Origin of the sequence: Trinickia mobilis (assembly GCF_017315705.1) — a bacterium.
Lineage (GTDB): Bacteria > Pseudomonadota > Gammaproteobacteria > Burkholderiales > Burkholderiaceae > Trinickia_A > Trinickia_A mobilis.
Window position 1 is genome coordinate 55,098 of sequence record NZ_JAFLRF010000027.1, and the last position, 23,695, is coordinate 78,792.

Consider the following 23,695-nt stretch of genomic DNA (forward strand, 5'->3'; position numbering starts at 1 on the left):
ATGAGTGATTTCAAAGACGCCGCGTTCGGCGCAGGGCATGACCACATCTTTCTGGGTGCAGGTCATGAAAAGAACGAGCGCAAGACGTGGGCCGTGATTGCGCTGTGCAGCGCGATGATGCTGATTGAAATCGTCGGCGGCAGTATGTTCGGCTCGCTTGCGCTTGTCGCCGACGGTCTGCATATGTCGACGCATGCCGGTGCAATGCTGATTGCGGCCCTCGCGTACACATACGCACGCAAACACGCTGCTGACCCGCGCTTCGTGTTCGGTACCGGCAAGCTTGGCGACCTCGCGGGATTCACGAGTGCCATCGTGCTTGCCATGATTGCAGTGCTGATTGGGTATGAGGCTGTGTCGCGTTTTCTATCGCCAGTACCGATTCACTTCGGCGAAGCGATTCCTATCGCGGTGGTCGGCTTGTTGGTCAACCTGGCGAGCGTGTGGCTGCTGAGCGGCGACCATCATGGCCACAGTCACGGACCCAGCCATGGTCATAGCCATGGGCACGGTCATGATGATGACGAGCACGCTTACGGGGATGAGGCGCAGAAGATTTTTGCTCCGTCCGGCGTGTTTGCCGTCTCCATTTTCGAGGATGGTGTGCCGCCCGTTTTCCGGATTACGCCAGCAACGGCGAGCTCGCGACTGGATGCGTCGACAGTATCTGTGACGACGGTACGGCCTGACGGCACGCAACAGGTATTCGCGCTGGTGGACCGTGGTGGCTATCTGGAATCGAAGGACGAGATTCCGGAGCCGCACGCGTTCAAGGCTATCGTTCGGGTGCGGGACGGCGAGCACGAGGTCGAGTTCGAAGAGCACGAGCACGGTCATGACGCGCACGACGCCGCGACTCGGGACCACAATATCCGGTCGGCTTACATCCACGTCATGGCTGACGCGGCGGTCTCTGTGCTGGCAATCATTGGCCTTGTCCTTGCGCGCACATTCGGATGGATGTGGATGGACCCGCTTGCGGGCGTCATCGGCGCACTGGTGATTGCAAACTGGTCGTACGGGCTAATGCGGGACACTGGTGCAATCCTGCTCGACATGAGCCCCGACCGGCGCATGGCGGAGAACGTTCGTCACGCAATCGAGGACCGTGGCGATAAGGTTGTCGACCTGCATGTATGGCGCGTGGGTCCTGGTCACATGAGCGCCGTCGTCTCGGTGGCGACCAGCGAATCGCAGCGGGACTCGCGCTTCTATCATGCAGTGCTCGAGCGCTTCATGGGGCTGTCGCATGTCACTGTTGAAGTACAACCTTCACAAGTTGCGGCCTGACCCATGGCAGTCAATTCGCCGTGCATCGACGTATGTACCAGACGACGCCGATGCGGTATTGACGAAAAATTCGATGGGCGTCTTTGGCACAACCGTCGTAACCTTCTTTCTCGCAGAGATGGGCGACAAGACTCAAGTCGTGACCATTGCCCTTGCCGCGCGTTTTCACGAGTTCTTCGGCGTCGTCGCAGGCACGACACTGGGCATGATGCTGGCGAACGTGCCGGTCATCTATCTTGGGCACAAATTTGCCGACCGCCTGCCGACACAAGCTGTTCACATCCTTGCGGTCATTATCTTTGTCGTGCTCGGCGGATTGGCTCTGAGAACGGCGCTTTATCCGGCTGCGCATCCAATCTTTTAACCGGACGCCTCGGTGGAAGCACTTATTCCGGCGTCGCCTGAGCTTCGAGCCTAACCGACTGACGCTCGGCACTCCATCGTCGCTGTCATGCACTGGGGGGCGTCCGAGCTTTCAGGCGCGCTGGATTGCGCCGGGTTGCGGAGGCTAGGACGGTACAAATGCTTACAAAGCATTGTGCTGGCGGGTACACCATCCCCGCTGCTGTGACGTTATTGCAGGCACATCCCAGTGGAGCTCGCAATGAACACGAACGTCGCCTCGAACATGCCGCCGCGCGGTCGCATCCATCCCCTGGTCGCAGGTGCGGCCGTGGCCGTTATCCTCGCCAGTGCGACCGGCATTGCAGCGATGACCGGAATGCTGCCCGCTTCACGAGCTGTTACGGCGCCTCCGACGCAAGCTGTACCGGCCGCCGCCCCGGTTGCCAGCGGGCCGGTCACTTCTCCGCAACCATACGTTGAACAGCGCGCGACGCAGGAGGCGCCAGCCCAGCCGCGCGTCCATCATCACCGTAGCGCTCCGGTTGAGCAGGCTCCGAGGTATGCGAACAACGATACCTATCAAAGTCAGGCTCAAACCGCTCCAAGGCCAGTAGCAGTTGACCCGAATGCCGGGGAGGTTGTCGCCGTCAACGCAGTCCAGGAACCCGAGCCGACGACGGGGCTCGGAGCCGTAGGCGGCGCTGTTGCTGGCGGGCTGCTGGGAAATCAGTTCGGTGCAGGACGCGGTCGTGTTCTGGCAACGATTGCTGGCGCGGTCGGTGGCGGGCTTGCGGGCAATGGCATCGAGCATGCGGTGCGCAAGTCTACGACCTACCAGGTGCAGGTAAGAATGCAGGACGGCAGCTACCGGAATTTCACCTACTCGACGCAGCCTCCGGTTCAGGTCGGTGAACGTGTCCGTGTCTCGGGCGACTCCCTGACCGCGTCGTAAGCATGGTCGGAACCGGCAGTATCACAGCGGGTTACTGCCGGTTACAGTTTTGACATTTCAGCCGCACCTGCTTCCACGCGCCACCGCTAAAATCCGCATCGTTCGCCATTGTCTGGCACCCGCCAGAAGTGAGCAGGCCAGGAGAACTTCATGAAGCGCGCTGTGCTTTTTCTGGCAGTGGGCCTTTCCGCTGCGTGCGTATCCAGCGCGGCGCTCGCCCATGCTGACATTGGAGTTTATCTGGGCGTGCCCGGCCCCGTCTATGTCGCACCACCCCCAGTCGTGTACGAGGCGCCACCGGTGGTCTACGCGCCAGCCCCGGCCTACGGCTACGGCTACGGTTACCGCTATGAAGGGGATTACGACGACGAGCGCAGGTGGCATGACCACGGTCGCCACCGTGGATGGGAGCACCATCATCATGGTGACGATGACGACTGATTCACCGATGGCTGCGCCCGATAGCGACTGAATGCTCGCGGACGGGATTCCACGCGCATCCAAATCGGGTGTTCATCCTGTCAGCGCAAGCTCAAGCGTGTTCGAATCCCCCCTTGATGTGCGTTCGTCGGCATTGACCAGGCGGTCATTTGCCGCCGTGTTTCGCATGCCATCTCTGCATAAAGCCGATTTCGTCGTGCTGGGCGTTGATGATATTTTTGGCCAACCGCCGCAGCCCCGGGTCCTTGCCATATTTCAGTTCCACCTCCGCCATCTCGATGGCGCCCTGATGATGGGGAATCATGTGGGACACGAAATCCTTGTCGGCATCTCCGGTGTACGCTGGGGCACTCATGCCTTTCATCATGCGCTCGTCAGCCTCCTTGAACGCAGCTGTCGACGGGCCTGACCTGGTTTCCGCCGAACTGGACATGTTCATCGCCGCAAGATGCGGGAGGCGATGGAACGGCTGATGGCGGGCGAATTACGCGGGCTTTGAGCAGGTCCCGGCGTTGCAATTTCGAAAAGCATGCCAGCCTGCAAGCCTTCGAGGTCTCCTCCGAACCAAATCGGGAGGTCCAATGCAAACAAAGGGAGCTGAAATTCACTCCAGCGCCCTTTGATGATTAGTTTGGCTTACGCCCTGTCAGATAAGGCTTGTCGGCTACCAACACCCTCGTAAAAGAAACTTTGCTGGGGAAGCGTAAAAGAAACTGATCCATGTCAGCAGCCAATTGAAGCCGCTTTCGCGCCTTACTCCACCGTCACCGACTTCGCCAGATTGCGCGGCTTGTCGACATCCGTCCCGCGCGCGCACGCCGTGTGATACGCAAGCAGTTGCAGCGGCACGACGTGCAGAATCGGCGACAGCAGACCGTAGTGCTCCGGCATCCGGATCACATGCAGGCCCTCGTCGTTGACGATCTTCGTATCCGCATCGGCGAACACATACAGCTGGCCGCCGCGCGCCCGCACTTCCTGGATGTTCGACTTGAGCTTTTCGAGCAGCGCATCGTTCGGCGCCACCGTGACGACCGGCATCGCCTCGGTCACGAGGGCGAGCGGCCCATGCTTCAACTCGCCGGCGGGATACGCCTCTGCGTGGATGTACGAGATTTCCTTGAGCTTGAGCGCCCCTTCGAGCGCGATCGGATAGTGCAGCCCGCGGCCGAGGAAGAGCGCATTCTCCTTGCGCGCAAACTCTTCCGACCACGCGATGATCTGCGGCTCCAGCGCCAGCACGCTGTTCAACGCCGCCGGCAAGTGGCGCAATTGCCTGATGTAGTTCGCTTCCTGCGCAGCGTCGACATGCCCGCGCTGCTTGCCGAGCGTCGCCGCCAGCACGAACAGCGCGACGAGCTGCGTCGTGAAGGCCTTCGTCGACGCCACGCCGATCTCGCGGCCCGCACGCGTCAGGAACGACAGCCCGGTCAGCCGCACCATCGCGCTCGTGCCCACGTTGCAAACGGAAAGCGTATGGCGATGCCCCAGATCCTGCGCGTGCTTGAGCGCGGCCAGCGTGTCCGCTGTTTCGCCTGATTGCGAGATCACGACGACGAGCGACCTCGGGTTCGGCACCGAGTCGCGATACCGGTATTCGCTCGCGATTTCGACTTGCGTCGGGATCTTGGCGATCGATTCGAGCCAGTACTTGGCGGTCAGCCCCGAGTAGTAGCTCGTGCCGCACGCGAGAATCAGCAGGCTGTCGATATCGCCGAATACCGCGCCAGCGCCTTCGCCGAAGATCGATGAATCGAAGGCTTCGGCTTGCGGGATGGTGTCGCCGATCGCGCGCGGCTGTTCGAAGATTTCCTTCTGCATGAAGTGACGATACGGCCCGAGTTCGACCGCGCCGCCGTAGGCCACGACATTGCGCACTTCCCGCTCGGCGCCCTTCCCGTCGCGACCTGCGATCTTCACGCCGTCGAGCGAGAGCTCGCACACGTCGCCTTCTTCGAGGAAGATGAAGCGCTCGGTGCTGCCCGCCAGCGCGAGCGCATCCGACGCGAGGAAGTTCTCGCCGTCCCCCAGGCCCACGACGAGCGGCGAGCCCTGACGCGCGCCGACCACCGTATGCGGCTGGTCCTTATGAATCACGGCGATCGCGAACGCGCCGTGCAACTGTTTGACGGCCTCGCGCACAGCCGCAAACAAGTCGCCAGCATAGAGGCTGTGAATCAGGTGCGTGACGACTTCGGTATCGGTCTGCGAGACGAACACGTAGCCCTTGCCGCGCAGCATCTCGCGCAGCGACTCGAAGTTTTCGATGATGCCGTTGTGCACGAGCGCCACGGTGTCGCGCGAGAAGATCGGGTGCGCGTTATCGGTGACGGGCGCGCCGTGCGTCGCCCAGCGCGTGTGCGCGATGCCCGTCACGCCGTCGAGTTTCGACTCGTGCACCTGCGCGTCGAGATCCGCCACGCGTGCGACGCTGCGGGCGCGGCGCGGGGCGCCTTCGGCCAGCACGGCGACGCCGCACGAATCGTAGCCGCGATACTCGAGGCGGCGCAGTCCTTCGACCAGTATGGAAACGATGTTACGTTGCGCTACTGCGCCAACAATGCCGCACATGGATTTCGATCCTTTGCTTATGAGTGTTCCGCGCCGCCGGCGTACATGACACGCGCGCCGGCTCCGCTACCTGACGTGCAGATCAGCCTTTCTTTTTCGTCGGGCGCACATAGCCGCTCTTCGACGTTTGCGTCTTGTCGTTCAGAACGAGCATGCCGTCGGGCACATCCTTCCAGACCGTCGTGCCCGCGGCGATCGTCACGCCGCGCCCGACGCGCACCGGCGCGACCAGCTGCGTATCGGACCCGACGAAGACATCGTCTTCGATCACGGTGCGGTGCTTGAACGCGCCGTCGTAATTGCAGGTGATGGTGCCCGCGCCTACATTCACGCGCGCGCCGATGTCCGCGTCGCCGATATAGGTCAGATGATTGGCCTTCGAGCCGCGGCCCAGCACCGCGTTCTTCACTTCGACGAAGTTGCCGACGTGCGCTTCGTCCGCGAGCGCCGTGCCCGGCCGCAGCCGCGCGTACGGCCCGAGCACGACCTGTGCCCCGACCTGCGCGCCTTCGATATGTGTGAACGCGTCGATACGCGTGCCCGCGCCGATCGCGGCGTCGCGGATCACGCAGTTCGGGCCGATCGTCACGTTGTCGGCCAGCGTCACGCGGCCTTCGAACACGCAGTTCACGTCGATCGACACGTCGCGCCCCGCTTCGAGCGTGCCGCGCACGTCGATCCGCGCCGGGTCGGCAAGCGTCACGCCGGCTGCGAGCAGCGCGTCGGCGACGTTGCGCTGATGCACGCGCTCGAGCTCGGCGAGCTGCGTCTTGCTGTTCACGCCGAGCGTTTCCCATTCATCGTCGGGCTGCGTCGTCACGATATCGAAGCCGGCTTCGATTGCGCGCTCGACGACGTCCGTCAGGTAGAACTCGCCCTGCGCGTTGTCGTTCTTGAGCGACGCAAGCCACATCGCGAGCTGCGCCGTGGGCGTCACGACGATGCCCGTGTTGATCTCGCGGATCTTCTGCTGCTCGGGCGTGGCGTCCTTCTGCTCGACGATGCGCTGGACGTAGCCGGCCGAATCGCGAACGATGCGCCCGTAACCGGTCGGATCGTCGAGCGTCACGGTGAGCACGCCGTAGCGGCCTTCCACGGCCGCGTCGGTCAGGCGCTTCAACGTGGTCGACTTCGTGAGCGGCACGTCGCCGTAGAGCACGAGCGTCGGCTGCGCGGGATCGAGGAGCGGCAGCGCCTGCTGGACCGCATGTCCGGTGCCGAGCTGCTCGGCTTGCAGCACGAACTGCACGTCGGGCGCGGCGACGGCCTCGCGGACCTGCTCGGCGCCATGGCCGACCACGACGACGAGCCGCCCGGGTTTCAGCGTGCGTGCGGTATCGATTACATGGGACAGAAGCGGCCTGCCGGCCAGAGGATGGAGCACCTTGGGCAGCGCCGAACGCATGCGCTTGCCGGTGCCTGCCGCCAAAATCACGATGTTCATGGCATCGGCGAAGGGAGGAGTTTCGAGCCGGCTATTTTAGCATGTGGGTTCTGACGCCAACGGCTGCCGTGAGGCCATCCACACGCTCTTTCCTCGGATGAACATCGCGTTTCCGGCAGCGACGGCCGGATGTCGCCACGTGCTATTCGCTTGCAGCTCGCGCGCCGCGAATGTCGGTCAGCGACTTGCGCTGCCTGCCCGCTTCGTCGAAGTTCTCCGGCGCGAGCCATTGCTCGAATTCCGCGCGACGTGCGGGCCATTCCTTGTCGATGACCGAGAACCACGCGGTGTCGCGGCTGCGCCCTTTGTAGACGATCGCCTGGCGGAAGATCCCTTCGAACTGGAAGCCGAGACGCGCCGCCGTCCGGCGCGAAGGCGCATTCAGGCTGTCGCACTTCCATTCGTAGCGGCGATAGCCGAGATCGTCGAACACGTGCTTCATCAGCAGGTACTGCGCCTCGGTCGAGACCTTGGTGCGCTTGAGCATCGGCGAAAACGCGACAAAACCGACTTCGATCACGCCGTTGACCGGATCGATGCGCATCAGCGCCAGCGTGCCGACCGCCCGCCGCGTTTGCAGATCGATAACGGTGTAGTGCATCGGGTCACGGCCGGCGGCGATCCGCTCGGCGTACTCGCGGTACGCAGCCGCGTCGGCGAACGGCCCGGACGACATGTAGGTCCAGTCGCGGCCGTCTTCGGCGCGGCTGTAGGCGTCGTAGAGATCGGCGGCGTGCTTCGGGGCATCGAGCGGCTCGAGCCGGCAATAGTGCCCTTCGAGGGAAACGCGCGGCGGCTGCGGACGCGCGGTCCATTCGGGAACCGGTTCGCCGATGGGTTGCTGGTAGGGGTTCGTGAATGCCATGACCGATTCCTTAGCGGAGTGAAGCACGGGCGGCGTGCCTGACAAACCACCAATTTACGAAAATCGTGGCACTAGTGAAAGATCCACGGCAACCCCTATTCTTGGTACCAGAGACCATGCGCGCGGCGCCCGGAAAATCAGCTTGATTCGCCGCATCGGCGCGTCCTGCGCAGCGATGCCGGAATAGAAAATGGCGCGATCGTTTTCGCGCCATCCCTGATCAAAGATCATCGAACTGGACGATCGAAATCGGCTTGCTGCCTGGGCCGCCGATGCCCTCCGAGGCATCGGTCGAGCACGGCTCTTCGTCGAACGCGATATCGCCGAGCGGGTCGGCCTCGCCCGTTGCGCGCAGGCCCGTGAACGGGAACAGCTTCGCATCCATCAAGTGCGACGGCACGACGGTCGACAGCGCGTTGAACATATTGTCGACGCGGCCCGGGAAGCGCTTGTCCCAGTCGCGAATCAGCGCCTTCATCTCCGCGCGCTTCAGGTTCGGCTGGCTGCCGCACAGGTTGCACGGGATGATCGGAAACTCGCGCAGCTCGGCGTATTTCTCGAGGTCCGTCTCCTTCACGTACGCGAGCGGGCGGATCACGATGTTCTTGCCGTCGTCCGACTGCAGCTTCGGCGGCATCCCCTTCAGCTTGCCGCCGTAGAACAGGTTCAGCAGCAGCGTCTGCAGGATGTCGTCGCGATGGTGGCCGAGCGCGATCTTCGTCGCTCCGAGCTCGCCCGCGACGCGGTACAGAATCCCGCGCCGCAGCCGCGAGCACAGCGAGCAAGTCGTCTTGCCCTCGGGCACGAGCCGCTTGACGATGCTGTACGTGTCCTGGTTCTCGATATGGAACGGGACGTCCAGCTTGGTCAGGTACTTGGGCAGCACGTGCTCGGGAAAGCCGGGCTGCTTCTGGTCGAGATTCACGGCGACGATGTCGAAATCGATCGGCGCGCGCTCGCGCAGGCGCATCAGGATGTCGAGCATCGCGTAGCTGTCCTTGCCGCCCGACAGGCACACCATCACCTTGTCGCCGTGCTCGATCATGTTGTAGTCGCCGATCGCCTGGCCGACGAGGCGCGCGAGGCGCTTGAAGAGCTTGTTGTTCTCGTACGCCTCTTTTTGCTCGCGGCGCGTGAGCGCGCGGCGGGTGTCGGCTTCGCCGCCGGCGGCGTCGGGGGTGTGGACGCCGCCGGTCACGATCTCAGGAGCGTTCATGCTCAGTCCTCTTTGATGCGGAAGACTTCGACGCCCACGGCGTCGCAGTCCGGATAAACGTCGGGCTTTTCGGTCGAGACGCACACAGCGCGCACTTGCGGGTGGGCGAGCATCGCTTTCGCGACGTCGTCGCAGAGCGTCTCCTGCAGGTGGATGTGTCCCTGCTCGACACGCTTCGCGATCGTCGCGCGCATGAAATCGTAGTCGACGACTTCGCGCAGCTTGTCTTCGACCGGCGTCGACAGCGCGAGCGGTACGAACAGCTCGACGTTGATGACGACGCGCTGTTCGCCGCGCTTCTCGAAGTCGTGCACGCCGATGTTGATGTGCACCTCGTAGTTGCGCAGGAAGAGCCTGCGGCAGTCGGCGAGCCGGGGGTGCGAGAGTGCGGCAACCATGTTCGTTCCAGTCTAAAAAGTGCGTGGCGGGCACGCTAAGGCGCCGTTCACAAGCTCAAGTCAAAAACATCACGTCGCGCGGCAGCGGCACGAGGTGCTGCCCGCCGTCGACGACGAGCGTCGTGCCGGTCACGCCCGGCGCGTCGGCGAGATAGCAGGCCGCCGCCACCAGATCCTCGGGCCGCGACGCGCGGCCAAGCGGCGTCACGCGGTGCGCGGCCGCGAAGCCCTCGGGCGTCTGGCCGGCGGACTGGAGCGTCAGCCCCGGCGCCAGGCCGACCACCCGCACCTTCGGCGCGAGCGCCTGCGCGAGCGTCACCGTCGCCGTGTGCAGCGCGGCCTTCGAAAGCGTGTACGACAGATAGTCGGGATTCAAGTTATAGAGCTTCTGGTCCAGCACGTTGATGACGACCGCGCGCCGGCTTTCGTCGGCAGCGGCCGACGCCGGCGTCGCGTCATACAACGCGCGCGCCAGCGCGAGCGGCGCGCCGACGTTGATCGCCATCGACTTCAGCAGATTGTCGTAACCCACGTCCTGCGCCGTGTCTTCGGCAAAGCGCGACGCGTTGTTGACGACGCACGACAGCCCGCCGAACGCCGCCACGCAAGCGGGCACGAGCCGCGCCACCTCCGCCTCGACGGCCAGATCCGCCTGCAGGGCCACCGCGCGGCGGCCGAGCGCGCCGATTTCGGCGACGAGCCCCTCCGCTTCCTCGCGCGACGTGCTGAAATGCACGGCGACGTCCCAGCCGCGCGCGGCAAAGCCGAGCGCGAGCGCCCGGCCGATGCGGCGGGCGGCGCCGGTAATCAGCACGGCGCGTGCGGCGCCGCGCCCGCCGGAGCGTTCCGCAGCCGCGGCGGTGCGGTTAGCCGCGGAATTGCCGGAGATGTCGGATGGGACGGTCATTTACAATGCCGGGATGAATCAAAAAGCTCACCAACGCGACAGTTTACCTGCTCCCGGTCCCACCGCGCTCGGCGCGTCCGAAAAGCTCGTCGCGCTGATCAGCGGCGAAATCGCGGCAGCCGGCGGCTGGCTGCCGTTCGATCGCTACATGGCGCGCGCGCTGTACGCCCCGGGACTCGGCTACTACAGCGGTGGCGCCGTCAAGTTCGGGCGCCGCGCCGAGGACGGCAGCGACTTCGTCACCGCGCCCGAGCTGTCGCCGCTCTTCGCTGCGACGCTCGCGCGGCCGCTTGCGCAGGCGCTCGACGCAAGCGGCACGCGGCATCTGATGGAGTTCGGCGCGGGCACGGGCAAGCTCGCGGCGGGCCTGTTGACCGCGCTCGACGCGCTCGGCGCCCCGTTCGACAGCTACTCGATCGTCGATCTGTCGGGCGAGCTGCGTGAGCGGCAGCGCGAAACGATCGAACAAGAGGCGCCGTCGCTCGCGTCGCGCGTGCGCTGGCTCGACGCGCTGCCCGAGACGTTCGAAGGCGTCGTGATCGGCAACGAAGTGCTCGACGCCATGCCGGTGCGCCTGTTCTCGCACGCGGGCGATGCGTGGCACGAGCGCGGCGCCGCGCTCAAAGGCGACACGCTCGCGTTCGAAGACCGCCCCGTGACCACACCGGCGGACGTTGCCTTTCTCGCCGAAGCCGGAATCGCCGGCGACTACGTGACCGAAACGCACGAAGCGGGCAAGGCCTTCACGCGAACGATTTGCACGATGCTCGCGCGCGGCGCGGCTTTTTTCATCGATTACGGCTTTCCGCGCCACGAGTACTACCATCCGCAGCGCGCGCAAGGCACGCTGATGTGCCACTACCGGCACCGCGCGCACGGCGATCCGTTCGTCTACCCCGGCCTGCAGGATATTACCGCTCACGTCGAATTCACCGGGATCGCCGAGGCCGGCGTCGAGACCGGCGCGGATCTCCTCGGCTACACGTCGCAAGCGCGCTTCCTGCTGAACGCCGGCATCACCGACGCGCTCGCCGAGTTCGATCCCAGCGACGCCGCCCGCTTTCTGCCCGCAGCCAACGCGGTGCAGAAGCTGATCTCGGAAGCGGAAATGGGCGAGCTTTTCAAAGTGATCGCGTTCTCGCGCGGCATCGACGGCACGCTCGACGCCTTCGCGCGCGGCGACCGCTCGCATACGCTTTGAGTTCGAGCGGCGCGCGATGATCCGCTGGCTCTTCACCACCTTCATCGCGGTCGCGATCCTGTCCGGCTCGTGGCCGTGGCTCAAGAAGATCGGAATCGGCAGGATGCCGGGCGATTTCACGCTGAAGATCGGCGGACGGGAGTATCCGTTTCCGTTTATGTCGACGGTGGTGGTGTCGCTCGTGGTTTCTTTGCTGGTGCGGTTGTTTTGATGTGCCGCGAGGCGCGTTGGCCGTTTGGCCGAATTCAGCGGTAGCGGCCTTTGCCGTATGTTAGCAAATTTGCTAACATACCTATGAACTGGACCGTCACCTACTACAACGAGCGGGTCAAACGGGATGTCTTTGACCTGCCCTCAAGCGTTCTCGCGGACTACCTTCGGCTACTCGACTTGATGCAAGAGTTCGGGGCGAATTTGTGCATGCCTCATTCGCGCGCGATGGGCGATGGCCTGTTCGAGTTGTTGCGCCCCAGGGGCCGCGAAGGCATCGGGCGCGTTTTCTATTGCACGCAAATGGACCATCGCGTGGTCGTCTTGCATTCCTTCGTGAAGAAAACGCAGGAAACGCCACAACATGAATTGCGCAAGGCCCGCGCGCGTCTGAAGGAGGTAAAGAATGGCTAAGGCACAAACCAAGCGTGCTCGCACCGAGGTTTTCAACCCTGTGCCGCACACGGCCGAAGACACGGCGCGCATGCTCGTCAATCCCGCGGTCAAGGAAGCCTACGACGCGCTCGACGACGAATACTCGGCGCTTCGGGCGATCCTTTCGGCGCGCCGCGAGGCCGGGCTGACGCAGGCGCAGATCGCCGAACGGATGGGCACGACCGCGTCCGCGGTGTCGCGGCTCGAAGCGTCCCTGACCAGCGAAAAACATTCGCCGTCGTTCGCCACGCTTCGCAAGTACGCCGCCGCATGCGGCAAAAAGCTGGTGATCACGTTCGCTTGATGGCGGCGGCACGCCAAGGGCGGCATCACGCCGCCCCGATCACCTTCGCCACCGCGGCCACGCGCGCCTGATGCACCGCTGCCTTGATCCGCTCCGGCTGGCCCGCGCAGGTCTGCGCAACTGCCCCAGCGTTGATCGCGCGCGCCGCGATCAACGCATCGCGTAACCGCCCGGCCTCCGGAAACTCGCGCCTTTCGAACCCGAGCCGCCCGCGCGTGTCCGACTCGCACGCCTGCAGGAATTCCGCGAACCGCGCCGGCTTGCGCAGCGCGTCGCTGCGTTCGAAGAGGCGCACGAGCGCCGCCGCCCCCATCTCCATCACGCGATGAATGTTGCCGTGCTCGCGCGCGACCAGGAGCGCCAGCTCGCGGCAATCGTTCGGCACGCGCAAGCGGTCGCAGAGCGGCTTCAGTAATTCGACGCTGCGCCCTTCGTGGCCGATATGGCGCGGCAGCACGTCCTCGGGCGTGGTCGCCTTGCCGAGATCGTGCGTGAGCGCGGCAAAACGCACGGTCAGCGCGTAACCCTGCGCCGCCGCGTGATCGACGACCATCATCACGTGCACCCCGGTATCCACCTCCGGGTGATAGTCGGCGCGCTGCGGCACGCCGAACAGGTTGTCGATCTCCGGCAGAATCCGCGCCAGCGCGCCGCACTCGCGCAGCACGCTGAACATCCGCGACGGCTTCTTTTCCATCAACCCGCGCGACACCTCTTGCCAGACTCGCTCCGGCACGAGCGCATCGACTTCGCCGGCCGCGACCATCGACTTCATCAGCCCGAGCGTCTCCGGCGCCACCGCGAAGTCGTGAAAGCGCGCGGCAAAGCGCGCGAGCCGCAAGACGCGCACCGGATCTTCGACGAACGCCGCGCCGACGTGCCGGAAAATCCGCGCCTCCAAATCCGCCTGCCCGTTGAACGGATCGACGACAGGTCCGGTCAGCTCGCCGTCCGGACGCACCGCGCGCGCCATCGCGTTGATCGTCAGGTCGCGGCGCGCGAGGTCTTCCTCGAGCGTGACATCGGGCGCGTAGAAGAACTGAAAGCCGTGATAGCCGGCCGCGGTCTTGCGCTCGGTGCGCGCGAGCGCGTACTCCTCGTGCGTGTCCGGATGCAGGAACACCGGAAAATCCTTGCCGACCGGACGGAATCCCTGTGCGACCATCTGCTCGGGCGTCGCGCCGACCACGACGTAGTCGCGGTCGGACACGGGCATGCCGAGCAGTTCGTCGCGGATCGCGCCGCCTACCGCGAAGATATTCATTCGTATTGGTCGAGATAGGCGACGGGATGCGGTTCGCGCATCGCGTCTTCGATCCACGCGGCCACCGCCGGCAGCGCAGCGATTCGCGCCGCGTACGCCCGCCCCTCGCCGGACAGCTTCGGCTCGTAGGTCCTGAACCGCATCACGACCGGCGCGTACATCGCATCGGCAATGCCGAACTCGCCGAACAGGAACGGGCCGCCGTGAATGGCCAAGCACTCGCGCCAGATCGCATCGACGCGCGCCACATCGGCGAGCGCGCCCGGCGTCGCGCCCTTGCCGGGCCGGGCCGCGCGAATGTTCATCGACATCGACGCGCGCATTTCGCCGAACCCCGCGTGCATTTCCGCGGAGATGCTGCGCGCTTGCCCGCGCGCCGCCGCATCGCGCGGCCATAGTGCGTGCTGCGGATAGCGCTCGGCGAGCGTCTCGAAGATCGCAAGCGTTTCCCAGACCGAGCGGCCGTCATCGCCGACGAGACACGGCACCTTGCCCGACGGCGAATGCTCGAGAATGCGCGCATTCGTGTCGGGCTCGTTCAGCCAGATCAGGACTTCCTCGAACGGAATGCCGAAATGCTTCATCAACACCCACGGACGCATCGACCACGACGAATAGTTCTTGTCACCGATTATCAGCTTCATGTTTTAGGCGAGAGGAGGGTTGAGGGAACGGCTTAGCGGCCAGCATTGGCGCGAAACGCGTTGAAGCGCGAACGCAGCGACGCGCCGCTCAGGTACACCGGCGCAATCACGTCGATTCCGACCGGCTCGACCCCCAGTTCCGGCGCTAGCGGCCCGTGCATCACGCTGTCGATCTTCATCGAATCGAGATTGTCGCGCGTGAGCATTGGCTCTCCGGGAAGCATCTCGAACGAGAGCGCCTGAAGCCGCGCGAACGCGTCCGGCAAGCGGACGATGCGCGCGTTGCGGCCGATCGTTGCGCCGCAGAACTTGACCAGTTGCTCCAGCGTGTACACCGCCGGGCCGCCGAGTTCGTAAGTATGCCCGCTCGCGGCATCGAGATCGAGCACGTTGACGATCGCCTTCACCACGTCGCCGACATAGACCGGCTGGAACTTGGCGTCCGGCTTGGCGAGCGGAATCACGGGAAAGACGCGCTGCAGGAACGCGAGCTTGTTGAGAAACGTGTCTTCCGGACCGAACACGACCGACAAGCGGAAAATCGTCGTCGCAAGCGAAGTCGACGCTCGCACCGCCTTCTCGCCGTCGCCTCTCGAGCGCAGATACATGCTCGGTCCGCGCGGATCGGCTCCGATCGGGCTGATATGAATCAGGCGATGCACGCCCTTGCCTTCACACGCCGCGACGATCTTCGACGGCAGTTCGACGTGCACCTTGGCGAACCCGGGACCGTAAGGGTCGCCGTTGCCGCCATTCAGAATCCCGACCAGATTGACGACCGCGTCCGCCCCCTCGACGAAGCGCGCGAGTTGCACGGGGTCCGACACGTCGGCTTCGATGACGTCGATCGGGAGCAGCGTGAGGTGGCTGGCGTTCTGGCGGCGGCGTGTGGCAATGCGCACGTCTTTGCCGGCAGCGACCAGCGCGTTCGTGAGATGGCTGCCGATGAAACCCGAGCCGCCGATGAGTGCAATGGATTGGTGTCGCATCTTCGACTCCCTGGGTGGAGAGACGCCGCTGCAACGGCTGGCGCTAAGGCCGGTTCGCCGCGCGGTTGCGAGCCGCCCCAGTATGGGACGGCCCGCGCGGCGGCGATGCACGTTAGGCGTCAGGGCATGATGTAGCCGAGCCGCTCTTTCAGCGATTGCGGCTTGCCTTCGAACAGCGCCGCGTAATAGACCGTGTTCGACAGCACGTTCTTGACGTAATCGCGGGTCTCGTTGAACGGAATCGTTTCCGCGAAAATCGCGCCTTCCACCCCGCGCGGCAGATTGGCCTTCCACTGGCGCGAACGGCCGGGACCGGCGTTGTAGCCGGCCGTGGCGAGCACGGCGGAACCGTCGAATTGATTGTAGATCATCGACAAATAGTTCGTGCCGAGCAGGATATTGGTGTTGATGTCGTTCATCTGCGCGCGCGAAATCGAGCCCAGGCCGATCTTCTTCGCCACCATTTGCGCCGTGCCCGGCATCAGCTGCATTAGACCGCCCGCGCCGACTTCCGAACGCGCGTTGATGATGAAGCGCGATTCCTGGCGGATCAGCCCGTATGCCCATTCGACGTCGAGCCCGGTGGTCTGCGCGTCGCTCTGGACGATGTCGCGGAACGGCGACAGGTAGCGCAGCGAGAAGTCGTGCTCGACCTGCGTGCGATCGGCCGTGTTCACGGTGCGGTCATACAGCTCGATACGGCGCGCGTACTCGGCGGCGGCGAGGAGCTGCCGGTCGGTCATGGTGCGCAGCGGCCAGTTCCACTCGCGATTGCCTTCGAGCCGCAGGTTCAGCGCGTAGAAGCGCTGCGCGAGCGCGAAGCCCGGCGTCTGGGCCGCTTGCTCGACTTCCGCGTCCGTCACCTTCGTTTGCGGCGGAATGATGATCTTCTGACCGAGCTCTTCGGAAGCGAGCTGGCCGTAGAAATTGAAGTTTCCCGCGATCTGCTCGAAGTCCTGGTTGGCGTTCACGGTGTCGCCGAGCTGCTTCAAGGCGCGCCCATGCCAGTAGACCCACGCCGGGCGAGCGCGCAGCTCGGCCGGCATCTGTTCGATCGACCAGCGCACCATCGTCCAGTCGCCGGCGAGCAGCGCGCTGCGCACGCGCCATTCGTACGCCGGGTACGAAAGCGGTGCATTCGCCGACAGCCGGAACCAGTCGACCGCGCCCGGCATCTGCTTGGCCGCCGCCTGATAGGCGATCGTGCCCCAGCCGATCGCACGCTCGGGCGACGCGAGCGACGGCGCGACCGCGGCGAACGTGGCCGCAGCCGTGGCCGGATCGTTGGCCGCCATGCGCGTGATCGCGAGCAGCGCCAGTTGATGCGAGGTCGAGTCGGGCGTCACGCCCTTGGCAAGCAAGAGCGGCGGCGTGGTGGTGGCCTGCTGGAAGAGCGTCGGGTCCGGCGCGGCCGAGCCGAGTGCATCGACAAGCGTGCTGCCCGTCGTCGTCTGGTCCTGCTCGTACGACAGACGGATCTGCTGCCAGACGTCGTTCGGCGTGAACTGCTGGCTGCTCGCGAGCGCCGTGATCAGGTCGACGCAGCCGTCGCCGTACCACTTCGGCTCGACGAGCAGCGCGCGCGCCGCATCGGCGACGTTCTCGCCGCGCGACAGCTTCGATTCGAGCGCGTAGCACTTCACCTGCGTGTCGTCGTTCAGCACGAAGCGCGCGTATTGCTGGTCGAAGTTGCGCCAGTCGTGGCGCGCGCCGAGCACGGTGAGGTAGTCGTTGCGCAGACGGTCGGCGATCGCCGTGCCGTCGTAGCGCTGCAGGAACGACAGCACCGGCGCATCCGGCGCATCGATCTTCGCGTGCCCCGAGCCGTCGAACAATTGCGGCTTGATCTGGAAGTACTCGAGATACGAAGGCGCCGGATAATTCGGGATCATGCTCGCCAGTTGCGCCGCGCGATCGGGATCGTTGTTGCGGGCGGCTTCACGCAACTGGATGAAGATTTGATCGTCGCCGGAGAGCTGGGAGAGAGGGGCGGGACGCACGGCGGAAGCCGTGCCGCAAGCGACGAGCGTCGCAGCGGCAAGAGCATAGCTGAGCGCGCGATATACTCGATGGAGTCGGTTGGACATCGTTGTTTCTTCGTTGTTTCTGCGTTGTTTCTGGAGCACAAAATTGAGCGAAAGGATAGCACGCAACCCCGCGGCAAAACGCAAAAGCGAGCTGCGAAAAACGCTGCTCGCAGCGCGTAAAACCGCGCTCTGCGCGCCCGGCAGCCAGGCTGCGCTCGGCGCTCGTGTCCTCGATATTTTGGAACACTATGCACCGCGCGTCGCCGGTTTTTACTGGCCGCTCGACGGCGAATTCGACGCGCGCGATGCGCTGGCTCAGTGGCTATCGCTCGACGCGCATCGACAGGCCGCGCTGCCCGTCATTCCGGTTATCGGCACGGCGCTCGAATTTCATGAGTGGGTGCCGGGCGCGCCGATGAAAATCGGCCATCACCGGATTCCCGAACCGGAGTCGGCGCGGGTGCTGGCGCCCGATCTGCTGCTCGTGCCCTGCGTGGCCTTCGACGACGACGGCTATCGGCTCGGCTATGGCGGCGGCTACTACGACCGCACGCTTGCCGCATGGCCGGGCGGCAAGCGGCCGGTCACGGTGGGCGTCGCGTTCGAGGCGTGCCGGACGAGCGCGTTGCCGCGCGAGACGCACGACGTGCCGCTCGACGCGATCATCACGGATACAGGAAGCTATTTCAGCGCGCCGGAGCCAATGCGGGCGGGCCAGGCGAATCGGGCAGGCTGAGCGCGCGCTCACCTTCGTTCCGCGCACGCCAAAGACTGCTTCATAACGACGCCGCTGCCCTCGCTGCGGTGTCGTACAAACCAGACGCGTTGCGCATGAGCTGCGCGGCCTCGCCGATTTGCTCGTTGGTCAGGCCGCTTTCCTTGAGCGTGGCGATCAGGCAGCTCTCGCGCACCTCGCGATACTTGAGGCACAGGTCGCGCCCCGCCTGGGTGGCGGAAAAGAACACTTCCTTGCCTGTCTTTTCGCTTTTTACGTACCCTCTAGCCAGCAGCTTCTTCAACGCGTACGTGGCGACGTGCGTATCTTCGATATTCAGCACGAAGCAGATGTCCGCGAGCTTCTTCTTGCGCTCGCGATGGCTCACGTGATGCAGCAGCGAGACTTCGATCGCCGTCATGTCCTTCGCGCCCGCGGCCGACATGCAGCGCACCATCCAGCGGTTGAACGCGTTGCTTGCCATGATGAGGCCATATTCGAACTCGGATAATTCCGCACTCGTTTCAGAGACGAGATGTTCCGAGGAAACGATCTTGGTCGGGTGACGCGACATGTTCGGCGAATTTCAAGATGAAAGAAAGGTGAGCCGAAGTGTACGACGCGCATAAGTCGTTGCGCTCCTAGCAAAAACGCTTATTGGGAAAATCTCAATATTTTATTGACAATGTATCCTAGCAACCTTGGTAGCTTTGCATGGGATCAGAGTAGGGGCTAAAGCGCCAACTCTGATCGACAGGGGGCACGCTCGGTTCGCCCCAGGCCGCCACCGTCCAATCACTCTTCATACCGATGAGTCAACCGCGTATTTATCCGTTCGGCGACACCGCGCTGGTCTGCGAGACGCCGCCGCCCGCGACGCTCGATTGCCAGCGGCGCATCTGGGCCGCGGCCGAGGCCGCGCGGCGGTGGCCGCATGTGCTTGAAGTCGTGCCCGGCATGAACAACCTGACGATCGTGTTCGACCCGCTCGCCGCCGACAGCGAGACGCTCGCCGCCGAGCTCGCCGCCGCCATGGAGCGCGAGCCGGACGCAGCGGTGGCGGGCCGCGAAGTCGAAGTGCCGGTTCAGTACGGCGGCGAGTTCGGGCCGGATCTGCTCGCGGTCGCCGAGCACACCGGGCTCACGCCGGACGAAGTGGTCGAGCGCCACGCGGCGGGCGACTACGTCGTGTTCTTCCTCGGCTTCCAGCCGGGCTTCGCGTACCTGGGCGGGCTCGCAGACGCCTTGCACACGCCCCGGCGCGCCGCGCCGCGGCTCGAAGTGCCGGCCGGGTCGGTCGGCATCGGCGGCGCGCAGACCGGCATCTATCCGGCGGCAGCGCCCGGCGGCTGGCAGTTGATCGGCCGCACCTCGCTCCCGCTGTTCGATCCGGCGCGCACGCCGCCCACGCTCTTGCAGCCGGGCGACCGGGTGCGCTTTACCGTCGCGGGGCTCCATCGATGATCGACGTCATTCGCGCGGGGCTTCTCACGACGATCCAGGATCTCGGACGGCCCGGCTGGCGGCACCTCGGCATCGCGCTCGGCGGCGCGCTCGACACGCTCGCGCTCGAAGTCGGCAACCGCCTCGTCGGCAACCGGCCGCAGGCGGCGGCGCTCGAAGTGACCGTGGGCCCCACGGTCCTGCGCTTCGCGCGCGCCACGCGCGTGGCCATCACCGGCACGGAGTTCGGCTCGACGCTCGACGGCAAACCGGTCTACTCGTGGTGGAGCCTGCCGGTGAAGGCCGGCCAGGAACTGATCTTGCACGCGGCGAAACGCGGGATGCGGGCGTATGTTTGCGTCGCGGGCGGCATCGACGTGCTGCCGATGCTCGGCTCGCGCAGCACCGATCTGGGCGCGCGCTTCGGCGGCCTGGGCGGCCGGGCGCTGAAGGACGGCGACCGCCTGCCGATCGGCAACCTGTTCTCGAGCGGTGCGAGCGTGGCGCCGGATGCGCCCGAGTTCGGCGTGAAAGCGCCCGAGTGGTGCCGCTTCGTCCTGTTCGCCCACGAACCGGTGCGGCGCGGCAAGCACGGCGCGGGGGCCGACTGGGCGGTGCCGATCCGCGTCTTGCGCGGCCCGGAATACGACAGCTTCACGGCAGACGCGCAAAGCGCGTTCTGGACAGACGAATGGGTCGTGACGCCGAACAGCAATCGCATGGGCTACCGCCTCGCGGGCACGCAGCTCGCGCGCACGCGGCAAGGCGATCTGCTGTCGCACGCGGTGCTGCCGGGCACGATCCAGGTGCCGCCCAACGGCCAGCCGATCGTGCTGATGAGCGACGCGCAAACCACGGGCGGCTACCCGAAGATCGGCGCGGTGATTCGCGCGGATCTCTGGAAGCTCGCGCAGGTGCGCTTGAACGGCAGCATCCGCTTCATCCCGACAGCGCAAGAAGAAGCGCTTTACGCGTTCCACGAAGAACGGGCGTATTTGCGGCAGATCGACGTCGCGATCGCCATGCATGAGGAGCGGCTGCGCAAAGAGACGCGTGCCGCTTAGGACCTGTTCACGCTGATAACAGGCCATAGCATCACTAGATGAGGTCACCACCATGGAAATCGATTTGAACGCCGATCTCGGCGAAGGCTGCGGATTCGACGAGGCGCTGCTGGATTACGTCAGCTCGGCAAACATTGCGTGCGGCTGGCACGCGGGCGGCGCCAACGCAATGCGCGATTGCGTGCGCTGGGCCGTCCAGAAGGGCGTGTCGATCGGCGCGCATCCGAGCTTCAACGATCCCGAGAACTTCGGCAGAAAGGAAATGGATCTGCCGGCCGGCGACATTTACGCCGGCGTGCTCTACCAGCTCGGCGCCCTGTCCGCGATCGCGCAGGCCGAGGGCGGGCGCATCGTCCACGTGAAGCCGCACGGCGCGCTCTATAACCAGGCCGCGCGCGACCCGGCGATCGCCGACGCGATCGTATCGGCGGTGCATGACTTCGATCCGTTGGTGGCCGTGTTCGGCCTCGCGAACAGCAGCTTCGTGGACGCGGCGCGGCGCGCCGGGCTCATTGCCGTCGAAGAGGTCTTCGCCGACCGCGGCTACCGCTCCGACGGCTCGCTCGTGCCGCGCAGCCAGCCCGGCGCAATGATCGACGACGAAGACGAAATGCTCGAGCGTACGCTCACGATGGTGCGCGACCGGAGGGTGAAGGCGATCGACGGCAAGTGGGTGCCGCTCAACGCACAGACGATCTGCCTCCATGGCGACGGCCCGCACGCCCTTGCTTTCGCGCGGCGGATTCGCACGGCGCTCGAAGCCAACGGCATCGAGGTGCACGCCGCAAGCGCGCTGCGGGCCTGAGTCCGGAACCCGCGGAGAACGCAGCCGACACCCGGCATCGCAGTACGGCAGACGCCCCGCTCCTTGCGGGGCGTCTGCCAAGTGCAGTCCCAGCGGCCAGAAAACCAAAGCAACGATCAGAAGAGCCGCACGAAGCAAACCCGCGACACTTATCCGTGCCGCGCTTCCGAGGAGGTTCGCCGCATGGCATGCGTCGTGCGCCACCCGCGCACCGGGGCAAGCCCTGCGGCGGTTTGGTTTGACACCGTTTGGAGACAATTACATGCAGACCACCGTCAGCCTTTGGCCGCTGATCGGGGTAGCCGTGATCATCATCGGATTCCTGTTGCGCTTCAATCCGATGCTGATCGTCGCGGCCGCCTCGATCGTCACCGCGCTCGCCGCGCATTTTCCGCCGGACAAGATCCTCGCCGCGATCGGCAGCGGCTTTCTGAAGACCCGCAACATTCCGATCATCCTGTTTCTGCCGCTCGCGGTGATCGGCCTGCTCGAGCGGCACGGGCTGCGCGAGCGTGCGCAGATGTGGATCGCGAGCATCAAGGCGGCGACCGCCGGGCGTCTTCTGATCATCTACTTGCTCGTGCGCGAGCTGACCGCCGCGGTCGGGCTGACCGGGCTCGGCGGCCATCCGCAGATGGTGCGGCCGCTGCTCGCGCCGATGGCCGAAGGCGCGACCGAAACCCGCTTCGGCAAGATCAGCGACGCCGTGCGCTTCCGGCTGCGCGCCTACGCGGCGTCTGCCGATAACGTCGGCCTCTTCTTCGGCGAGGACATCTTCGTTGCGTTCGGCGCGATCGTGCTGATGGTCACCTTCCTCAAGGAAGCGGGCATCAGCGTCGAGCCGCAGCACGTCGCCGTGTGGGGCATCCCGACCGCGATCTGCGCGTTCCTGATCCACGGCTTCAGGTTGTATCTGCTCGATCGGCGGCTCGAAAAAGAACTGGGCGGGCGGCATGCCGCGCACTCGATTGCGCCGGAAGAAGACGCGAAACAAGCCGCTCAAGAAGCGGCGAAAGCCGCAGGAGACGAGGCATGACGATCACGCTCAACTATCTCTTCTGGCTCGTCGGCATCGTGTTGCTGATCGTCGGCGGGATGATTCTCGTCGACCGCGCGCACCCGCGGCGATTCTCCGCAGGCGGCTTCTGGATTCTCTATGCGCTGATCTTTCTGATCGGCGACCAGCTGCCGGTCGACGTGGTCGGCGCGCTCGTGATCCTGATGGCGCTCATCGCCGGCTTCGGCGGCGTGACGGCAGGCAAGCCGAAGATGCTGCCCGAAGACGTCCGCCGCGCCAGCGCAACGCGCCTCGGCAACAAGCTCTTCGTCCCCGCGCTGACGATTCCGGTGGTCACGGTCATCGTGACGCTCGCCGCGAGCCATCTCGTCTTCGGCGGCACGCCGCTCGTCGATCCGAAGAACGTGACGCTGATCGGCTTCGGCGCCGGCTGCGTGATCGCGCTCGCGATCGCGTGCGTGATCACGCGCGACACGATCGGGCAGTCGATGCAGGAGACCCGACGCCTCGTCGACGCGCTGTCGTGGGCCGCGGTGCTGCCGCAGATGCTCGGCATGCTGGGGCTCGTGTTTTCCGATGCGGGGGTGGGCAAGGCCGTCGCGCACGTGACGACGGCCTACATCGACCTCGATTACCGGCTCGTCGCGGTGGCCGTCTATTGCATCGGCATGGCGCTCTTCACGATGGTGATGGGCAACGGCTTCGCCGCGTTTCCGGTGATGACGGGCGGCGTCGGCGTGCCGATCCTCGTCAACGTGTTCCACGGCAACCCGGCGACGATGGTGGCAATCGGGATGTTCTCAGGCTACTGCGGGACGCTGATGACGCCGATGGCGGCGAACTTCAACATCGTGCCGGCGGCGTTGCTCGAATTGCCCGATAAGAATGCCGTGATCAAAGTGCAGGTGCCGACGGGGTTGGCGCTCTTGGTCGTGAATATCTTTCTGCTGAATTTCATGATGTTCTTGTGAAAGCGAACTTGTCCGCTGCGTGGCGTGGGTGAACCACCACGCGTGGCGGACGATTCGCGAGCCATCCAGAAAAGAATCGCCTAGTTTCTGGATTTCGGACTACTCCTATATCTCGCCAGTCATCGGGCTGGTTATGTTGCGTTCTCTCATTGATCAGAACATGGAGAACGAGACAT

General features: G+C 64.9%; 23 protein-coding genes and 3 pseudogenes. 14 read left to right on the forward strand and 12 right to left on the reverse strand.

Annotated elements, in window-relative coordinates:
- The 4 genes and pseudogenes from dmeF (at nucleotide 1) to J3489_RS26980 (ending at nucleotide 3,028) form a co-directional block, all read left to right on the forward strand.
- Complete coding sequence (gene dmeF / locus J3489_RS26965; RefSeq protein WP_207003366.1) at nucleotides 1–1,290, forward strand: CDF family Co(II)/Ni(II) efflux transporter DmeF; 1,290 nt, start codon at nucleotides 1–3, stop codon at nucleotides 1,288–1,290.
- Between the two features lie 67 nt (nucleotides 1,291–1,357).
- Nucleotides 1,358–1,654: pseudogene (locus tag J3489_RS26970) on the forward strand (TMEM165/GDT1 family protein); the annotation flags it as partial.
- Between the two features lie 240 nt (nucleotides 1,655–1,894).
- Nucleotides 1,895–2,587 (forward strand): glycine zipper 2TM domain-containing protein, encoded by a 693-nt coding sequence (locus tag J3489_RS26975; protein WP_207003368.1) that lies wholly within the window; start codon nucleotides 1,895–1,897, stop codon nucleotides 2,585–2,587.
- A 150-nt stretch (nucleotides 2,588–2,737) separates the two neighbouring features.
- Complete coding sequence (locus tag J3489_RS26980; protein WP_207003371.1) at nucleotides 2,738–3,028, forward strand: hypothetical protein; 291 nt, start codon at nucleotides 2,738–2,740, stop codon at nucleotides 3,026–3,028.
- A gap of 145 nt (nucleotides 3,029–3,173) precedes the next feature.
- Here J3489_RS26980 and copM read toward each other — a convergent pair.
- From copM to J3489_RS27015, 7 genes and pseudogenes are all read right to left on the reverse strand, one after another.
- A pseudogene (gene copM / locus J3489_RS26985) lies at nucleotides 3,174–3,467 on the reverse strand (CopM family metallochaperone); the annotation flags it as partial.
- Between the two features lie 314 nt (nucleotides 3,468–3,781).
- Entirely contained in the window at nucleotides 3,782–5,599 is a 1,818-nt protein-coding gene (gene glmS / locus J3489_RS26990; RefSeq protein ID WP_207003376.1) for a glutamine--fructose-6-phosphate transaminase (isomerizing), read from the reverse strand.
- A gap of 82 nt (nucleotides 5,600–5,681) precedes the next feature.
- Nucleotides 5,682–7,043, reverse strand: coding sequence for a bifunctional UDP-N-acetylglucosamine diphosphorylase/glucosamine-1-phosphate N-acetyltransferase GlmU (glmU, locus tag J3489_RS26995; RefSeq protein ID WP_207003378.1), 1,362 nt, complete (start codon nucleotides 7,041–7,043; stop codon nucleotides 5,682–5,684).
- 154 nt (nucleotides 7,044–7,197) lie between these two features.
- Nucleotides 7,198–7,908: pseudogene (locus tag J3489_RS27000) on the reverse strand (GNAT family N-acetyltransferase); the annotation flags it as partial.
- A 220-nt stretch (nucleotides 7,909–8,128) separates the two neighbouring features.
- Complete coding sequence (ttcA, locus tag J3489_RS27005) at nucleotides 8,129–9,124, reverse strand: tRNA 2-thiocytidine(32) synthetase TtcA (RefSeq protein WP_207003381.1); 996 nt, start codon at nucleotides 9,122–9,124, stop codon at nucleotides 8,129–8,131.
- Nucleotides 9,125–9,126: 2 nt separating this feature from the next.
- The gene (locus J3489_RS27010; RefSeq protein ID WP_207003383.1) at nucleotides 9,127–9,522 is read right to left on the reverse strand and encodes a dihydroneopterin aldolase; all 396 of its coding nucleotides are present in this window, start codon (nucleotides 9,520–9,522) and stop codon (nucleotides 9,127–9,129) included.
- A gap of 55 nt (nucleotides 9,523–9,577) precedes the next feature.
- Nucleotides 9,578–10,429: an SDR family oxidoreductase gene (locus J3489_RS27015; RefSeq protein WP_207003385.1), complete on the reverse strand. Its 852-nt coding sequence runs from the start codon at nucleotides 10,427–10,429 to the stop codon at nucleotides 9,578–9,580.
- 13 nt (nucleotides 10,430–10,442) lie between these two features.
- Between J3489_RS27015 and J3489_RS27020 the strand changes: the two genes are divergently transcribed.
- The 4 genes from J3489_RS27020 (at nucleotide 10,443) to J3489_RS27035 (ending at nucleotide 12,579) form a co-directional block, all read left to right on the forward strand.
- Nucleotides 10,443–11,630, forward strand: coding sequence for a class I SAM-dependent methyltransferase (locus J3489_RS27020; protein ID WP_207003392.1), 1,188 nt, complete (start codon nucleotides 10,443–10,445; stop codon nucleotides 11,628–11,630).
- Between the two features lie 16 nt (nucleotides 11,631–11,646).
- Nucleotides 11,647–11,841, forward strand: a complete 195-nt coding sequence (locus J3489_RS27025) for a DUF2905 domain-containing protein (protein ID WP_207003395.1) — start codon at nucleotides 11,647–11,649, stop codon at nucleotides 11,839–11,841.
- A gap of 83 nt (nucleotides 11,842–11,924) precedes the next feature.
- A complete protein-coding gene (locus tag J3489_RS27030) occupies nucleotides 11,925–12,254 on the forward strand; it encodes a type II toxin-antitoxin system RelE/ParE family toxin (RefSeq protein ID WP_242540339.1) in 330 nt (109 codons plus the stop codon).
- Entirely contained in the window at nucleotides 12,247–12,579 is a 333-nt protein-coding gene (locus J3489_RS27035) for a helix-turn-helix domain-containing protein (RefSeq protein ID WP_207003398.1), read from the forward strand. Before J3489_RS27030 ends, J3489_RS27035 begins: the two co-directional genes overlap by 8 nt.
- A gap of 25 nt (nucleotides 12,580–12,604) precedes the next feature.
- Here the strand turns inward: J3489_RS27035 and J3489_RS27040 are convergent, their stop codons facing one another.
- The 4 genes from J3489_RS27040 to J3489_RS27055 form a co-directional block, all read right to left on the reverse strand.
- Entirely contained in the window at nucleotides 12,605–13,843 is a 1,239-nt protein-coding gene (locus J3489_RS27040) for a multifunctional CCA addition/repair protein (RefSeq protein ID WP_207003405.1), read from the reverse strand.
- Nucleotides 13,840–14,487, reverse strand: a complete 648-nt coding sequence (locus J3489_RS27045) for a glutathione S-transferase family protein (RefSeq protein WP_207003406.1) — start codon at nucleotides 14,485–14,487, stop codon at nucleotides 13,840–13,842. The genes J3489_RS27040 and J3489_RS27045 overlap by 4 nt, the downstream gene beginning before the upstream one ends.
- A 32-nt stretch (nucleotides 14,488–14,519) precedes the next feature.
- Nucleotides 14,520–15,476, reverse strand: coding sequence for a complex I NDUFA9 subunit family protein (locus tag J3489_RS27050; protein WP_207003407.1), 957 nt, complete (start codon nucleotides 15,474–15,476; stop codon nucleotides 14,520–14,522).
- 119 nt (nucleotides 15,477–15,595) lie between these two features.
- Nucleotides 15,596–17,563, reverse strand: a complete 1,968-nt coding sequence (locus J3489_RS27055) for a lytic transglycosylase domain-containing protein (RefSeq protein ID WP_207003408.1) — start codon at nucleotides 17,561–17,563, stop codon at nucleotides 15,596–15,598.
- A gap of 43 nt (nucleotides 17,564–17,606) precedes the next feature.
- On the opposite strand from J3489_RS27055, the gene J3489_RS27060 reads away from it, so the two are divergent.
- Nucleotides 17,607–18,239 (forward strand): 5-formyltetrahydrofolate cyclo-ligase, encoded by a 633-nt coding sequence (locus tag J3489_RS27060; protein ID WP_207003409.1) that lies wholly within the window; start codon nucleotides 17,607–17,609, stop codon nucleotides 18,237–18,239.
- A gap of 40 nt (nucleotides 18,240–18,279) precedes the next feature.
- Here the strand turns inward: J3489_RS27060 and J3489_RS27065 are convergent, their stop codons facing one another.
- A complete protein-coding gene (locus J3489_RS27065) occupies nucleotides 18,280–18,792 on the reverse strand; it encodes a winged helix DNA-binding protein (RefSeq protein ID WP_207003411.1) in 513 nt (170 codons plus the stop codon).
- Nucleotides 18,793–19,028: 236 nt separating this feature from the next.
- On the opposite strand from J3489_RS27065, the gene pxpB reads away from it, so the two are divergent.
- The 5 genes from pxpB (at nucleotide 19,029) to J3489_RS27090 (ending at nucleotide 23,519) form a co-directional block, all read left to right on the forward strand.
- Nucleotides 19,029–19,682, forward strand: a complete 654-nt coding sequence (pxpB, locus tag J3489_RS27070) for a 5-oxoprolinase subunit PxpB (RefSeq protein WP_207003420.1) — start codon at nucleotides 19,029–19,031, stop codon at nucleotides 19,680–19,682.
- Entirely contained in the window at nucleotides 19,679–20,725 is a 1,047-nt protein-coding gene (locus J3489_RS27075; RefSeq protein WP_207003421.1) for a 5-oxoprolinase subunit C family protein, read from the forward strand. The genes pxpB and J3489_RS27075 overlap by 4 nt, the downstream gene beginning before the upstream one ends.
- Before the next feature lie 52 nt (nucleotides 20,726–20,777).
- A complete protein-coding gene (gene pxpA, locus J3489_RS27080; protein WP_207003422.1) occupies nucleotides 20,778–21,530 on the forward strand; it encodes a 5-oxoprolinase subunit PxpA in 753 nt (250 codons plus the stop codon).
- A 262-nt stretch (nucleotides 21,531–21,792) separates the two neighbouring features.
- The gene (locus J3489_RS27085) at nucleotides 21,793–22,566 is read left to right on the forward strand and encodes a DUF969 domain-containing protein (protein WP_207003423.1); all 774 of its coding nucleotides are present in this window, start codon (nucleotides 21,793–21,795) and stop codon (nucleotides 22,564–22,566) included.
- A complete protein-coding gene (locus tag J3489_RS27090; RefSeq protein WP_207003424.1) occupies nucleotides 22,563–23,519 on the forward strand; it encodes a DUF979 domain-containing protein in 957 nt (318 codons plus the stop codon). The genes J3489_RS27085 and J3489_RS27090 overlap by 4 nt, the downstream gene beginning before the upstream one ends.
- Nucleotides 23,520–23,695: the final 176 nt, after the last annotated feature.

Coding starts and splice junctions, on each gene's coding strand:
- J3489_RS27015 (WP_207003385.1), bottom strand. CDS start 10,429: ATGACCGTCCCATCCGACATCTCCGGCAATTCCGCGGCTAACCGCACC.
- J3489_RS27020 (WP_207003392.1), top strand. CDS start 10,443: ATGAATCAAAAAGCTCACCAACGCGACAGTTTACCTGCTCCCGGTCCC.
- J3489_RS27085 (WP_207003423.1), top strand. CDS start 21,793: ATGCAGACCACCGTCAGCCTTTGGCCGCTGATCGGGGTAGCCGTGATC.
- J3489_RS27030 (WP_242540339.1), top strand. CDS start 11,925: ATGAACTGGACCGTCACCTACTACAACGAGCGGGTCAAACGGGATGTC.
- J3489_RS27055 (WP_207003408.1), bottom strand. CDS start 17,563: ATGTCCAACCGACTCCATCGAGTATATCGCGCGCTCAGCTATGCTCTT.
- glmU (WP_207003378.1), bottom strand. CDS start 7,043: ATGAACATCGTGATTTTGGCGGCAGGCACCGGCAAGCGCATGCGTTCG.
- J3489_RS27050 (WP_207003407.1), bottom strand. CDS start 15,476: ATGCGACACCAATCCATTGCACTCATCGGCGGCTCGGGTTTCATCGGC.
- J3489_RS27010 (WP_207003383.1), bottom strand. CDS start 9,522: ATGGTTGCCGCACTCTCGCACCCCCGGCTCGCCGACTGCCGCAGGCTC.
- J3489_RS27045 (WP_207003406.1), bottom strand. CDS start 14,487: ATGAAGCTGATAATCGGTGACAAGAACTATTCGTCGTGGTCGATGCGT.
- J3489_RS26975 (WP_207003368.1), top strand. CDS start 1,895: ATGAACACGAACGTCGCCTCGAACATGCCGCCGCGCGGTCGCATCCAT.
- glmS (WP_207003376.1), bottom strand. CDS start 5,599: ATGTGCGGCATTGTTGGCGCAGTAGCGCAACGTAACATCGTTTCCATA.
- J3489_RS27040 (WP_207003405.1), bottom strand. CDS start 13,843: ATGAATATCTTCGCGGTAGGCGGCGCGATCCGCGACGAACTGCTCGGC.
- pxpB (WP_207003420.1), top strand. CDS start 19,029: ATGAGTCAACCGCGTATTTATCCGTTCGGCGACACCGCGCTGGTCTGC.
- pxpA (WP_207003422.1), top strand. CDS start 20,778: ATGGAAATCGATTTGAACGCCGATCTCGGCGAAGGCTGCGGATTCGAC.
- J3489_RS26980 (WP_207003371.1), top strand. CDS start 2,738: ATGAAGCGCGCTGTGCTTTTTCTGGCAGTGGGCCTTTCCGCTGCGTGC.
- J3489_RS27075 (WP_207003421.1), top strand. CDS start 19,679: ATGATCGACGTCATTCGCGCGGGGCTTCTCACGACGATCCAGGATCTC.
- J3489_RS27025 (WP_207003395.1), top strand. CDS start 11,647: ATGATCCGCTGGCTCTTCACCACCTTCATCGCGGTCGCGATCCTGTCC.
- J3489_RS27035 (WP_207003398.1), top strand. CDS start 12,247: ATGGCTAAGGCACAAACCAAGCGTGCTCGCACCGAGGTTTTCAACCCT.
- dmeF (WP_207003366.1), top strand. CDS start 1: ATGAGTGATTTCAAAGACGCCGCGTTCGGCGCAGGGCATGACCACATC.
- ttcA (WP_207003381.1), bottom strand. CDS start 9,124: ATGAACGCTCCTGAGATCGTGACCGGCGGCGTCCACACCCCCGACGCC.
- J3489_RS27065 (WP_207003411.1), bottom strand. CDS start 18,792: ATGTCGCGTCACCCGACCAAGATCGTTTCCTCGGAACATCTCGTCTCT.
- J3489_RS27090 (WP_207003424.1), top strand. CDS start 22,563: ATGACGATCACGCTCAACTATCTCTTCTGGCTCGTCGGCATCGTGTTG.